This is a genomic window from Mesorhizobium ciceri biovar biserrulae (assembly GCF_001618845.1).
Taxonomy (GTDB): Bacteria; Pseudomonadota; Alphaproteobacteria; order Rhizobiales; family Rhizobiaceae; genus Mesorhizobium; species Mesorhizobium ciceri.
In genome coordinates, this window is the sequence record NZ_CP015064.1 from 3,815,253 (window position 1) to 3,827,498 (window position 12,246).

Consider the following 12,246-nt stretch of genomic DNA (forward strand, 5'->3'; position numbering starts at 1 on the left):
GACGCTGGGGCGCTAGGTCTTTGCCAGCAACGCTTGCCAGCGATCAGGTTTCGGGTGGCTCTTGTCACTGAGTCCGATATGGCTTCTGCCTGACTGACTGGCATTCAGGCCGTCTGGGAGGGCGACTCACATGACAATAGCCGCGACATCAGCACCGCGCGGGCCGATGGTGCTCAAGGACTGGGGGCAGCTCCTGCTGCTCGGCGCGATCTGGGGCGGCTCGTTCTTCTTTGCCCGCATCGCGGTGGCGGAACTTCATCCGCTGGTGCTGGTGCTGTTTCGCGTCGCCATCGCGGCGATCGCGCTGCAGATCTATCTCGGTCTGCGTGGCCCGTCCTTCCGCCTCGCCCTTCCCCATGCCGGCCTGTTCTTCCTGCTGGCGCTCACCAACAACGTCGTGCCCTTTTCGCTGATCTTCGCCGGCCAGACGGAGCTTGGCGCCGGCGTCGCCTCGGTGCTCAACGCCACGACGCCGTTCTGGACGCTGATCCTCGCCAATGCGCTGACATCGGACGAAAAGCTCTCCTGGAACAAGCTCGCCGGCATTGCGCTCGGCATCGCCGGTACGGCCGTCATGATCGGCCCCGGCCTGCTTGCCGGGCTCGGCGGCCCCGTCTGGGCCAAATTCGCGCTGATCGGCGCTTCGCTGTCCTATGGCATTGCGCTGATGGTCGCCCGCCGCTTCAAGGGCGTGCCCTCGCCGGTCGTCGCCACCGGGCAGTTGACCGCTTCGACCATCATCATGATCCCGATCGTGCTCTTCACCTACGGCCCATCCGGCCTGTTCTCGGCCTCGCCGCCGGTCTGGGCGGCGGTGCTGGCGCTGGCACTTCTGTCCACAGCCGTCGCCTACATCCTCTATTTCAACCTCGTCGCCTCGGCGGGCGCTACCAACGCCTCGCTGGTCACGCTTGTCGTGCCGGCCAGCGCCATGCTGCTCGGCTTCCTGTTCCTAGGCGAGCGGCTGGAGCTGTTCGAAATCGGCGGGGTGGTGCTGATCGCGCTCGGCCTCATCACCATCGACGGGCGCGTCCTTGGAAGACGTTAGCGCGTCCTTTGAACCCCCACATCGCCGCGAAAGTCGAATTCGCCTTTCGCGGCGGTAGCGCTGCCATGACACGGCAGCGACACGAGCCGGCCACATTTTATTCACAGGTCTGAAGTCGGTATTTGCCTAGGAGTTTCAAAGCCTAACGGCAAAAGACATGTCGCGGATTTCACAATCACGTCGCAATGCAGCACATTTTCCGCTTGCCTGTGGCACAAATGAACCTAGACTCCATGACATAGCTCTTTAAGAGGAGGCTATGTCATGGGACTTACGAGGCCTATCAACGCATTGATGATCTGTGCTGCGTTCGCCTTTATCGGAGCCCTCATTATGGGCTTCCTTCCCTGACCGCCAAAGCGGGGAAGACCAGCACCCAAATAGTCCAACCAATTCAAAAGGCCGGGTTTTTCCCGGCCTTTTGTTGTTGAGCCCGACCTCATGCCGCGGCTGATCCGGCGGCCGCCGCCTCGTGCGAGCGAATACCGATCATATGGCAGATGGCAAAGACCAGATCGGCGCGGTTCATGGTGTAGAAGTGGAAATCGCCGACACCGCGCTCGACAAGGTCCATGACCTGTTCGGCTGCCACCGCCGATGCCACAAGCGCATGCGTCTGCGGGTCCTTGTCGAGGCCTTCGAAACGCTCCGCCAGCCAGCCGGGCACATGCGCGCCCGCCCTCGCGGAAAAGTTCGCGACCTGCTTGAAACTGTGAACCGGCTGGATGCCCGGCACGATCGGGATGTAGATGCCGGCGCGGCGAACGCGCTCGACATAGCGCTCGTAGAGATCGTTGTCGAAGAAGAACTGGGTGATCGCCCGCGTCGCGCCATTGTCGACCTTGCGCTTCAGCATCTCGATGTCGGTGGCGAAATCGGGGCTTTGCGGATGCTTTTCCGGATAAGCCGCGACGGAGATGTCGAAATCCGCGATCGTCTTGAGCCCGGCGACCAGTTCCGCGCCATTCTCGTAGCCACCGGGATGCGGCCGGTAGGGCTCGCCGACGCCGGAGGCCGGGTCGCCGCGCAGCGCCACGAACCGGTTGATGCCGATCGATTTGTAATCCCGGATGACCGCATCGACCTCGTCGCGCGTTGCCCCGACGCAGGTCAGATGCGCCGCTGCAGGAATACCGGTTTCCGTCAGGATGCGTTTTACGGTGCGGGCGGTGCGCTCCCGTGTCGAGCCGCCGGCGCCGTAGGTCACCGAGACGAATTTCGGCTTCAGCGGCTCCAGCCTTGTGACCGTCTCCCACAGCCTCGCTTCCATCTCGTCCGTCTTCGGCGGGAAGAATTCGAAGGAAACCCTGACCTTGTCGCCGATGTCGGGGCGGCGGGAAAAGCGGAACTGGTTCATGCGATTTCCCCCATCGAGTTCGCTTTGGCCTGCCTTGTGTCGTTGGAAGGATCGGCAATCAGCAGGCGCCGATCGCGGCCGAGCCAGAGTTTCACGGTGAGCCTCGCCTCATTGCCACCGCGCGGCTCGAACTCCTGGGAATCTTCGAGATCGAGGCCGGCTTCCGAAAACCAGTCGGCGATCTGCCGGTCGGAAAAGCCGAGCCGCATATGCGCATGCTCCTCGCGCAGGAATTCCAGCGCATGCGGCGCGAAATCGACGATGACCAGGCGTCCTGCCGGACGCAAAAGCCGCGCCGCCTCGTGGATGGCGCGGGCGGGATCGTCGAGATAGTGCAGCACCTGATGGATGGTGACGAGATCGAAGGCATCGCGCTCGACCGGCGGCGCGAAGATGTCGCCCTGCCGAACCTGCGCGTTCGAAACGCCGGCCTTGTCGAGATTGGCGCGCGCCACGGTCAGCATCTCGCGCGACATGTCGATGCCGACACCGCGCCGATAGAGCGGCGAGAAGATTTCGAGCAGCCGCCCGGTGCCGGTGCCGAGATCGAGCATCGACTGGAACGGCCGCTTGCCGACCAGTTTCAGCATTGCGGCTTCGACGGCGCGGTCCGGCACATGAAGCGAGCGGATATGGTCCCAGCTTGCCGCATTCACGGAAAAATACTCGACCGCCCGGTCCTGCCGCTTGCGCTTGACCGAGGCCAGGCGCTCAAGATCGCGCTCGACCTGCGGATCGGCGCCGCGAATGCCGGAAACCAGGCCCATGACGAAGTCACGCGCGGAATCCGCATCCGACAGGCGGAAGAAGGCCCAGGACCCTTCCTGGTAGCGGCCGATCAGCCCTGCCTCCAGAAGCAGCTTCAGGTGCCGCGAAACGCGCGGCTGCGACTGGCCGAGAATTTCGGTAAGATCGGAAACGGTGAGGTCACCGCGCGACAGAAGTGCCAGTATGCGCAATCGGCTGGATTCGGCCGCCGCCTTCAACGTATCCACCATGGTGTCGAGCGAGACATGCATCAGCGTATTCTCTTTGAAAAGATATAAACATATGTTTATGTCAGTTTTCGAAACCTTGCAAGCGCTATGTCGCTTCCGGACAAGAAAATGCCGCTTGTGTGGCGTTTTAAGAGACATGGGCCATGACTGGACCGCGTGAGATGTTCGAGGCGCGCGAAGGCGAGCAGAGGCTGGAAAACGATCCCGCCCTGATGCCGCCGGATGACGGCATCGTCTTCATCGGCCGCATCGCCTCGCCGTGGACGACGCGCGAAACCTGCCCGAAGAACATGCGCGCCGCGCGCGAGACCGGACAGAAGGCAGTGCTGACCATCGACGCGCCCTACCGAAATGGCTTACGGGGGCTGGAGCGCGCCAGCCACGTCATCATCCTGTCCTGGCTGCATCACGCGCCGCGGGACCTGATTGTGCAGAAACCACGCCATGCGGCCGAAGCAAAAGGCGTATTTTCGCTGCGCTCCCCTGCCCGCCCCAACCCAATCGGGCTGCATGTGGCCAGGCTCGTCGGGCTTGACCAAAATACCGGCCGCATCGACCTCGACGCCATCGATGTGCTCGACGGCACGCCGGTCATCGACATAAAACCCTATTTCGCCTCGACCGACGCTATACCGGAGGCGACCATCGAAGGGCGCGACGAGCCCGGGGGTCGGCGATGACGGCGCCCACCGGTCGCCGCCGCGCCATCGCCAAGGCGCTGACAGCACTTCTGCCGCTGGCACCCTATGCCGACATGGAGAAGATCCGCGGCGACGCCGGCGCGGTCCACATGAAGACCTTGCCACCAGGCATCGCCGTATGGCTGGCGACGATTGCCCATATCCGCCACATGCACACAGATTACGAGAAACTGCTGAGCGAAGGTTACGACCGCGACTCGGCGCGTTTCTTCGTCATCGAGCAGACCAACGTCGTGCTCACTCGCTGGCGCGCGACGCGCCTGCTCGACGCGGATGACGAGGAGGAATGACCACGGCTACTTCCGCTTAAGCACTGCGACCGCATTATAGGGCTGGCCATCGGCCTGGCCGATCCAGGTCCAGGACAGATTTTCCTTGAAAAACCTGACGGCGATGTTGCCGCCGTCGATGCATTTGTCCTGACCGTAGGTGATGCTCTCGTGGTATTCCGCCGAAATGCCGTCACTGGACGTCTGTGACAGCGATCCGCCGCAACCGAGTGACGGATAGTCGATCGACGCGCTGCCATCGTTGATGGTCATGGCGATCGGCCAGTCGGCCCCGGCGTCACCCGCCGGGCTTTGATGGCCGCTGCCGACCCAGGTGCCGCTCAGCGACGGAACGTTCACCGCACAAGGCAGGTTCTGGAAGATCGGTGTCAATTCGCTGCCGGTTTTCTCGCAGCGGTAGGTCTGCCCGCCCTGGCACAATTCCTCGCCTTCGCGCGCGCACTGGGCGCTGGCTTCGCCCGCGGCGGCGAACATCGTCATGGCTGCTATGACGGCCCCAAGCCTGCCCATCTTCCCCCTCCCGTTCAGAGCGCGCAATCTAAGGCAATTCCGATCCAATGTATCGGCGAGATCGTCATCGAGGCCGAACAGCACCGGGCGGGTGGCTCTATGCGTTCTGCCCTGCGCCGATAGCCTGCTGACTCGCCTTGCGTGACAGGAGGCCCCGATGAGCCACACGGCGACGACACAGGACGAGAAGCAACTGCCCGTGGTTGGCGACCACCATGTCGACCCGCATTTCTACCCCGACGGCATCGCCTTTCTCGACGGCCAATACCTGCCGATGTCGCAGGCCAAGATCTCGGTGCTGGACTGGGGTTTTCTGCATTCCGACGCAACCTACGACACCGTGCATGTCTGGAACGGCCGCTTCTTCCGCCTCGATTTGCATCTCGACCGCTTCCTCGGCGGGCTGGAAAAGCTGCGCATGACCATTCCCTTCGACCGCGACGGCGTGACCGAAATCCTGCACAATTGCGTGGCGCTGTCCGGTCATCGCGCCGCCTATGTCGAGATGCTGTGCACGCGCGGCGCCTCGCCGACCTTCAGCCGCGACCCGCGCCAGGCGGTCAACCGCTTCATGGCCTTCGCCGTGCCGTTCGGCTCGGTCGCCAACGCCGAGCAGCTGCAGCGCGGTCTGCGCGTCGCCATCAGCGACAAGATGCGTATTCCGCCGGCCTCGATCGACCCGGCGATCAAGAATTACCACTGGCTCGATCTGGTGCGCGGCCTCTACGATGCCTATGACCGCGGTGCAGAGACCGCGTTGCTCCTCGACTTCAACGGCAATGTCGCCGAAGGCCCGGGCTTCAACGTCTTCTGCGTCAAGGACGGCAAACTGTCGACGCCGGCCACCGGCGTGCTGCCCGGCGTCACCCGCCGCACCGTCTTCGATCTCTGTGCAGAAGAAGGCCTTGCCGCCACGGCGACCGATGTCAGCGTCACCGCATTGCGCGAGGCCGACGAGGTGTTCATCACCTCCACTGCGGGCGGCATCATGCCGGTGACGGAGATCGACGGCGCGGCGATCGCCAATGGCAAGGTCGGACCGATCACCAGCCGGCTGATGGCGCGCTACTGGCAAAAGCACGATGACCCGGCCTGGTCGTCTCAGGTGAATTATCCCCGATAATTCAGGCGTCTTTGTCAAAAGATTCCCGTCGCCTCTGGAAAATCAGAGGATCGACCGTATATGCCCGAAAGCGGAGAAGCCTCCGCTTTCATCCAAAATCACGCCCGCAGGGGCAAGGACTCCAAGATCATGACAAACAAGGTTTGGTTCATCACCGGATCGTCGAAAGGCTTTGGCCGCGTCTGGGCCGAGGCCGCACTCGCGCGTGGCGACAGCGTCGCGGCCACCGCCCGCGATGCCGGCACGCTCGCCGATCTCGTCGAGAAATACGGCGACAGGGTTGCCGCGATAAAGCTCGACGTCACCGACAAGAAAGCCGTCGATGCCGCTGTCGCCGAGGCGCACAAGCGTTTTGGCCGGCTCGACGTCGTCATCAACAATGCCGGCTACGGCCATTTCGGCGCCATCGAGGAGGTCAGCGAACAGGAAGCTCGCGACCAGATCGAAACCAATGTCTTCGGCGCTCTGTGGGTCACTCAGGCCGCACTGCCGATCATGCGGGCACAGCGTTCCGGCCACATCATCCAGATCTCGTCGATCGGCGGCGTCAATGCCTTTGCCTCGCTCGGCCTCTACCACGCCTCGAAATGGGCGCTGGAGGCCTTCAGCCAGTCGCTCAGCATCGAGGTCGCGGAATTCGGCATCCATGTGACGCTGGTCGAGCCGGGCGGTTTCTCCACCGACTGGGCCGGGCCGTCGGCCAAGGTGTCCCAGCCGATCGAGGCCTATGCGCCCGCCCGTGCCAAGATGGCCGAGCGCCGCGCCAATTCGGTCGCCGGCGATCCAGACGCCACCGGGCCGGCCATGCTGGCCATTGTCGACGCCGCCGAGCCACCGCTCCGGGTGTTCTTCGGCGATGGCGGCCTGCCGATGATCAAGCAGGAATACGCCAACCGCATTGCCACCTGGGAGAAGTGGGACGACGTTTCCATCATGGCGCAAGGCGTGAAGAAGAACCGCAAGGGCTGAAGTCCAGCGCTTTTGCTGCGCCGCTCCATGGGCGGCGTAGCCGGCCCTCAGGCTTGATAAATCCACTGCTCCGGCACGCGCAGCGATATCTCTTCGCCTGCCCTAACCGTGCCTGGCTTCTCTACCCAGGCGACAATGCCGCGCAGCCGCTTCGCCGCTTTCGGGAACAGCAGCGCGCCGGCTTCGACGTCGGCCATTCCGGCGTTCTCCGCGATCGACCGGCCGGCGATGCGGCACGGGCCATTCTGCGCGTCGACCTTGACTGTCACGCCGCCCTTGAAGAACAGCAGCGTGCCGGACGGGAGCATGGAGAGGTTCGGCACCCCTTCCATCACCAGATTGGCGCCGATCCATTCCGGCTTGATCTCGGCCAGGCCCATGCGCTCGGCGACAACCGCCAGCTCGTCCGCTGCCACGATGGACAATTGCCGCTCGTTGCGCATTTCAGTGCCGCGCGGATACCAGGGCTCGCGCCCGCCCGAGCGCCGCGTCGGTCCAGCATGGAAATCGCCTGATATGCCGTCGAAACCCAGCCGCAATTCGTCCACCGGGCGCGTCTGAAAATGGTCCGCCGACGCCACGTAAAGCGCTGCCGCCCTGGCGGCAAGCTTTCGCGCGGCGATGATTTCAACCGGCTTTTCAGCCTCGGGGAAGAGATCCGGCATGGCGTTCTTTCTATTCGTCATCCAGCGAATTAGCCGGGCGCGCTTCGCGGCGTCCAGTCGAAAGTGCTGATCGTCCGATCAACAGCACCGATAGGATCGCGATCACGCTTTTCTTACCTGTCATCGATCTCGCACCGCATTGCCGGCGCGCGGTGCCGGTTTCATAGTGACGTCCAGACGGTTTGCGGAGGCTGATCAATGCGACCTGTGACGGCAATCACGTTGCTTTGGTTGATCTGGGCAGGAAGCTGGGCCGTCGCCGCTTTGTGGTCCGACCCTGCCCAGAAGCGCGCCGGGTTCAAGGCGGAGGCCCGCTATCGGGGTCTCTGGATAGCCGGCGCGGTGCTGCTGTTCATTCCGGCGCACGGCTATGAAGGCCGGCTCAGGCTGTGGATGCCTGATCTCCCCGAAGCCTGGATCTGTGTCGCCCTGATCGCCATCGGCATCGCCTTTGCCTGGTGGGCGCGCCTGCATCTCGGCAGGCTGTGGTCGGGCACCATCACCGCCAAGGCCGGGCACCGTGTCGTCAACACCGGCCCGTATGGCCTTGTCCGGCATCCGATCTATACCGGATTGCTGCTGGCGATCCTCGCCACCATGGCGGCCAAGGGCACCGTCTGGGGCATAGCCGGAACCGCGCTGCTCATCATCGGCATCGTGACGAAAGCCAGGCTGGAAGAAAATTTCCTGCGCGGCGAACTGGGCAGCGCCTATGACGACTATGCCGCGCGCGTTCCGATGCTGGTGCCGTTCGCACCAGCATGACGCGGCAGCCTCAAAGCATTCTCAGCAGCGCGCCGCCGATCGAATAGCCCGCGCCGAAGGCGCAGATCAGACCGAAATCGCCCGGCTTCATGTCGGCGTGGTTCTCCGCCAGCGCGACGATGGCCCCGGCGCCCGCCGTGTTGCCCAGCCGCTCCAGCACCATTGGCGCGCGGTCGTGATCGACCTCGTGGCCGAACGACAGCTTCAGGATCATCGCATTCATCCGCGCATTGGCCTGATGCAGCCAGAAGCGCCTGATCGCCTGCGGCGTCAGCCCGTGCTCGGCGAGGAATTCGACGATGAATTTCTGCCCGGCGACGGTGACTTCCTTGAACACCTTGTTGCCGACCTGCTTGATCAGATTGCCTTCCAGATTGATCATGTAAGGATCATCCTGGGCGGTGCGGGTATGGTAGCCCAGATTGGTGCGGATGTTGTTCGACATCTGCGTCCAGATGCGCGTGTCGAGCACCTCGAAGCGCCCCGGCCGCTTGTCGCCCTTGGCCAGGCCTTCGACCACCATCGACACCGAAGCGTCGCCGAAAATGAAATGCGTCTGCCGGTCGCGGAAATTGAGATGGCCGGTGATGATCTCGGGCGTCGTCACCAGAATGCGCTTGTGCGCGCCGGACCGCACCAAATTGACGGCGATGTGCAAGGCCGCCGCCGCCGAAGAACAGCCGAGCCCCATGTCGAAGCCTGCGCCCTTGGTGCCCAGCGCCTCCTGCATTTCGATGGCGATCGCCGGATAGGGCCGCTGGTGATGCGAGGCCGAGCAGATCACCAGGTCTATATCCGACGGCTGTAGCCCCGCATGCTCGAGAGCCTTCTTCGCCGAGGCGATGCCGAACTCGGCTTCGAGCGACAGCGCATCGTCGGGCCGAGCCGGAATGCGCGGCGACATGCGGGTCGGATCGAGAATGCCTTCGCGCTCGATCACATGACGGGTGCGCACACCCGAAGCGTGGACGATGAAGTCGCTATCCGATTTCGCCAGTGGCGGCTCGTCGGTGCCCAGGCGGCGCGCATTCTCCGCGTCGACCCAGGCATTGAAGCTGGCCACCAGCTCTTCATTGGTGATTGTGGCTTCAGGGATTTCAACGCCGATGCCGCTGATGATGACGCGATGCATGTCCAGTCCGTCCCATCCGCAGGCGTTGCGGGCTTCATGTGGGCGCCGGAACGCTCCGGCGCAACAGTTTTCTCACCGCGGCGGTTTACGCCGGCTTAAACCAAAGGTTTAGGCCGGACTGGTCCTCGTGCAACATGGATAATCAGGCCCGCTTGGCAACGATGAAGATGCGTGGAAAGCGCAAAAGCACCTTACCGCTAGCCGTTTTCGGATAGGCCTTGGCGATCTTGGCCGTGTAGCTTTCGAGGAACATCGCCCGTTCGTCGGAATCCAGCGGATCGAGGAACGGTTTCAGGCCCGTCGACTTCACCCATTCGACGATCGCCTGCGCGTCGGCAAGCGGGTGGTTGTAGATGGTATGCCAGATATCCAGCCGATCACTGAGCGGCGACAGGAGGTCATAGTAGGACGACACCGGCGGCAACGGCCCGCGTGCCGCGCCCTTGAACTTTTCGGCAAACGGCATTTCGGCGGCGGTCTCGCGCATCAGGCGGTGCGAGTCTTCGCCCATATTGTCGGGCATCTGGACGGCCAGCGCGCCGCCTGGCGCGAGGAAACCCATCAGCCGCTGGAAGACTGCGGGATGCTCGGGCAGCCACTGGAACACCGCATTGGCGAAGATCACGTCGACCGGCTCCGCCGGCTGCCATGTGGAGGCATCGGCCAGATCAAAGGTGACCTCGGGCAAGCGAGCCCGCGCCTTCTCGATCATGTCGGGCGAAGTGTCGAAGCCGCTCACCCCAGCATCCGGCCAGCGCCCGACGAGCAGTTCGGTCGAATTGCCCGGCCCGCAGCCGATGTCGACGACCCGGCGTGGAAAGTCGACGGGCACCTGCGCCACAAGATCCCGCGCGGGCCGCGTGCGTTCGTCCTCGAATTTCAGATATTGGGCGGCGGACCAATCAGCCATTTGAGCTCCTCATGCCGGTTGAGATCGCCGCCCGGAAAACCCCCTACCGCGTCAGCCTCTTGTAGGTCATGCGGTGCGGGTTGACGGCATCCGGCCCGAGGCGGCGGATCTTGTCCTGCTCGTAATCCTCGAAATTGCCCTCGAACCATTCGACATGGCTGTCGCCCTCGAAGGCGAGGATGTGCGTCGCCAAGCGGTCGAGGAACATGCGATCGTGCGAGATGATGACCGCGCAGCCACCGAAATTTTCCAGCGCGTCTTCGAGCGCGGCCAGCGTTTCGGTGTCGAGATCGTTGGTCGGTTCGTCGAGCAGCAGCACATTGCCGCCGGTCTTCAACATCTTGGCCAAATGCACGCGGTTGCGCTGGCCGCCGGAGAGGTTGCCGACCTTCTGCTGCTGGTCGCCGCCACGGAAGTTGAACGACGCGCAATAGGCGCGCGTGTTGGCCTCGAACTTGCCGAGCTTGACCACTTCTGCGCCGCCGGAAATCTCTTCCCACACCGTCTTCGACGGATCGAGAGCATCGCGGCTCTGGTCGACATAGCCGAGCTTCACCGTTTCGCCGACGCGCACAGAACCCGCATCCGGCTTTTCCTGGCCGGTGATCATGCGAAACAGTGTCGTCTTGCCGGCGCCGTTCGGGCCGATGACGCCGACGATGCCGCCGGGCGGCAGCTTGAATTCCAGGCCGTCGATGAGCAGCGTGTCACCAAAGCCCTTCGACAGGCCTTCCGCCTCGATCACGACATTGCCGAGCCGCTCGCCGTGCGGGATGACGATCTGCGTATCGCTCGGACGCCGCTTGTCGGCTGCATCCAAAAGGTCCTGGAACGCCTGGATACGCGCCTTGGACTTGGTCTGGCGGGCCTTCGGGCTCGACTGGATCCATTCGCGCTCGCGGCCGATGGCGCGCTGGCGGGCATCGTCCTCGCGGCCTTCCTGCTTGAGCCGCTTGGCCTTGGCTTCGAGGTACTTGGTGTAGTTGCCCTCATAGGGAATGCCGCGGCCGCGATCGAGTTCGAGGATCCAGCCGGTGACGTTGTCGAGGAAGTAGCGATCGTGGGTGATGATCATCACGGCGCCCGGATAGGCACGCAAATGCTTTTCCAGCCATGCCGTGGTTTCGGCGTCGAGATGGTTGGTCGGTTCGTCGAGCAGCAGAAGGTCGGGCTGGCGCAGCAGAAGCTGGCAAAGTGCGACGCGGCGGCGTTCGCCGCCCGACAGCTTGGTGACTTCCGAATCCTTGGGCGGGCAGCCCAGCGCTTCCATCGCCATCTCGACCTGCTGTTCGAGATCCCACAGGTTGAGCCGGTCCATCTCGTCCTGGAGCTTGGCCGACTCGTCGGCCGTCTCGTCGGAATAGTTCATCATCAATTCGTTGTAGCGCTCGATGATGGCGGTCTTGGCAGCGACGCCTTCCATGATGTTTTCGAACACGGTCTTGTCCGGATCGAGCGCCGGCTCCTGCGCCAGGTAGCCGACAGTGGCGCCTTCGGCGAGCCACGCTTCGCCGTTCCACTCCTTGTCGAGCCCGGCCATGATCTTGAGGATCGTCGACTTGCCCGAACCGTTGGGGCCGAGGATGCCGATCTTGGCGTCCGGATAGAAGGAGAGATGGACATTCTCGAGCACCTTCTTGGTGCCATAGGCCTTGTTGAGGCCGGCCATGTGATAGATGAACTGGCGTGCCACGCGCGCTTTCCCTGAAAAACCGACTGGATTTGTCGAATTGAATGGAGGTTGGCCGCTATGTAGGCGATGCGGCGGCGAACGGCAA

Annotated in this window: 13 protein-coding genes; 6 read left to right on the plus strand and 7 right to left on the minus strand. The window is 63.3% G+C overall.

All coding sequences use genetic code 11. From position 1 onward, the window contains the following. The first annotated feature begins 130 nt into the window (after positions 1 to 130). Complete coding sequence (locus A4R29_RS17865) at positions 131 to 1,048, plus strand: DMT family transporter (protein ID WP_024501483.1); 918 nt, start codon at positions 131 to 133, stop codon at positions 1,046 to 1,048. A 439-nt stretch (positions 1,049 to 1,487) separates the two neighbouring features. Here A4R29_RS17865 and metF read toward each other — a convergent pair whose 3' ends face one another. Then, the gene (metF, locus tag A4R29_RS17870; RefSeq protein WP_024501484.1) at positions 1,488 to 2,405 is read right to left on the minus strand and encodes a methylenetetrahydrofolate reductase [NAD(P)H]; all 918 of its coding nucleotides are present in this window, start codon (positions 2,403 to 2,405) and stop codon (positions 1,488 to 1,490) included. Continuing rightward, entirely contained in the window at positions 2,402 to 3,424 is a 1,023-nt protein-coding gene (locus tag A4R29_RS17875; RefSeq protein WP_024501485.1) for an ArsR/SmtB family transcription factor, read from the minus strand. Before A4R29_RS17875 ends, metF begins: the two co-directional genes overlap by 4 nt. 122 nt (positions 3,425 to 3,546) lie before the next feature. Between A4R29_RS17875 and tsaA the strand changes: the two genes are divergently transcribed. Together tsaA and A4R29_RS17885 are read left to right on the plus strand one after the other, a co-directional pair. Further along, entirely contained in the window at positions 3,547 to 4,083 is a 537-nt protein-coding gene (gene tsaA, locus A4R29_RS17880) for a tRNA (N6-threonylcarbamoyladenosine(37)-N6)-methyltransferase TrmO (RefSeq protein WP_082827436.1), read from the plus strand. Beyond that, positions 4,080 to 4,394 carry a DUF2293 domain-containing protein gene (locus tag A4R29_RS17885; protein WP_013530931.1) on the plus strand — a complete coding sequence of 105 codons (315 nt, stop codon included), beginning with the start codon at positions 4,080 to 4,082 and terminating at the stop codon, positions 4,392 to 4,394. The genes tsaA and A4R29_RS17885 overlap by 4 nt, the downstream gene beginning before the upstream one ends. Positions 4,395 to 4,400: 6 nt before the next feature. Here the strand turns inward: A4R29_RS17885 and A4R29_RS17890 are convergent, their stop codons facing one another. Continuing rightward, positions 4,401 to 4,904 carry a hypothetical protein gene (locus tag A4R29_RS17890; RefSeq protein WP_063172501.1) on the minus strand — a complete coding sequence of 168 codons (504 nt, stop codon included), beginning with the start codon at positions 4,902 to 4,904 and terminating at the stop codon, positions 4,401 to 4,403. A 157-nt stretch (positions 4,905 to 5,061) separates the two neighbouring features. Here A4R29_RS17890 and A4R29_RS17895 point away from each other — a divergent pair, with 157 nt between their 5' ends. Continuing rightward, positions 5,062 to 6,027, plus strand: coding sequence for a D-amino acid aminotransferase (locus A4R29_RS17895; protein ID WP_013530929.1), 966 nt, complete (start codon positions 5,062 to 5,064; stop codon positions 6,025 to 6,027). 129 nt (positions 6,028 to 6,156) lie between these two features. Continuing rightward, a complete protein-coding gene (locus A4R29_RS17900; RefSeq protein WP_013530928.1) occupies positions 6,157 to 6,996 on the plus strand; it encodes an SDR family oxidoreductase in 840 nt (279 codons plus the stop codon). Between the two features lie 47 nt (positions 6,997 to 7,043). Here the strand turns inward: A4R29_RS17900 and A4R29_RS17905 are convergent, their stop codons facing one another. After that, positions 7,044 to 7,661 (minus strand): MOSC domain-containing protein, encoded by a 618-nt coding sequence (locus tag A4R29_RS17905; RefSeq protein ID WP_013530927.1) that lies wholly within the window; start codon positions 7,659 to 7,661, stop codon positions 7,044 to 7,046. 198 nt (positions 7,662 to 7,859) lie between these two features. Between A4R29_RS17905 and A4R29_RS17910 the strand changes: the two genes are divergently transcribed. Beyond that, positions 7,860 to 8,426: a methyltransferase family protein gene (locus A4R29_RS17910; protein WP_024501491.1), complete on the plus strand. Its 567-nt coding sequence runs from the start codon at positions 7,860 to 7,862 to the stop codon at positions 8,424 to 8,426. Positions 8,427 to 8,436: 10 nt separating this feature from the next. On the opposite strand, the gene A4R29_RS17915 is transcribed toward A4R29_RS17910, so the two are convergent. The 3 genes from A4R29_RS17915 to ettA form a co-directional block, all read right to left on the minus strand. Further along, positions 8,437 to 9,558 carry a beta-ketoacyl-ACP synthase III gene (locus tag A4R29_RS17915; RefSeq protein WP_063172502.1) on the minus strand — a complete coding sequence of 374 codons (1,122 nt, stop codon included), beginning with the start codon at positions 9,556 to 9,558 and terminating at the stop codon, positions 8,437 to 8,439. Positions 9,559 to 9,700: 142 nt separating this feature from the next. Continuing rightward, positions 9,701 to 10,468 carry a trans-aconitate 2-methyltransferase gene (gene tam, locus A4R29_RS17920; protein ID WP_027160655.1) on the minus strand — a complete coding sequence of 256 codons (768 nt, stop codon included), beginning with the start codon at positions 10,466 to 10,468 and terminating at the stop codon, positions 9,701 to 9,703. A 43-nt stretch (positions 10,469 to 10,511) separates the two neighbouring features. Further along, on the minus strand, positions 10,512 to 12,161 hold the full coding sequence (ettA, locus tag A4R29_RS17925) for an energy-dependent translational throttle protein EttA (protein ID WP_013530923.1): 1,650 nt from the start codon (positions 12,159 to 12,161) through the stop codon (positions 10,512 to 10,514). Between the last annotated feature and the right edge of the window lie 85 nt (positions 12,162 to 12,246).

Excerpts from the sequence above, each read along its gene's own strand:
- metF (WP_024501484.1), bottom strand. The coding sequence starts at position 2,405 with ATGAACCAGTTCCGCTTTTCCCGCCGCCCCGACATCGGCGACAAGGTC.
- tsaA (WP_082827436.1), top strand. The coding sequence starts at position 3,547 with ATGACTGGACCGCGTGAGATGTTCGAGGCGCGCGAAGGCGAGCAGAGG.
- A4R29_RS17865 (WP_024501483.1), top strand. The coding sequence starts at position 131 with ATGACAATAGCCGCGACATCAGCACCGCGCGGGCCGATGGTGCTCAAG.
- tam (WP_027160655.1), bottom strand. The coding sequence starts at position 10,468 with ATGGCTGATTGGTCCGCCGCCCAATATCTGAAATTCGAGGACGAACGC.
- A4R29_RS17885 (WP_013530931.1), top strand. The coding sequence starts at position 4,080 with ATGACGGCGCCCACCGGTCGCCGCCGCGCCATCGCCAAGGCGCTGACA.
- A4R29_RS17910 (WP_024501491.1), top strand. The coding sequence starts at position 7,860 with ATGCGACCTGTGACGGCAATCACGTTGCTTTGGTTGATCTGGGCAGGA.
- A4R29_RS17875 (WP_024501485.1), bottom strand. The coding sequence starts at position 3,424 with ATGCATGTCTCGCTCGACACCATGGTGGATACGTTGAAGGCGGCGGCC.
- A4R29_RS17890 (WP_063172501.1), bottom strand. The coding sequence starts at position 4,904 with ATGGGCAGGCTTGGGGCCGTCATAGCAGCCATGACGATGTTCGCCGCC.
- A4R29_RS17900 (WP_013530928.1), top strand. The coding sequence starts at position 6,157 with ATGACAAACAAGGTTTGGTTCATCACCGGATCGTCGAAAGGCTTTGGC.
- A4R29_RS17905 (WP_013530927.1), bottom strand. The coding sequence starts at position 7,661 with ATGCCGGATCTCTTCCCCGAGGCTGAAAAGCCGGTTGAAATCATCGCC.
- A4R29_RS17915 (WP_063172502.1), bottom strand. The coding sequence starts at position 9,558 with ATGCATCGCGTCATCATCAGCGGCATCGGCGTTGAAATCCCTGAAGCC.
- A4R29_RS17895 (WP_013530929.1), top strand. The coding sequence starts at position 5,062 with ATGAGCCACACGGCGACGACACAGGACGAGAAGCAACTGCCCGTGGTT.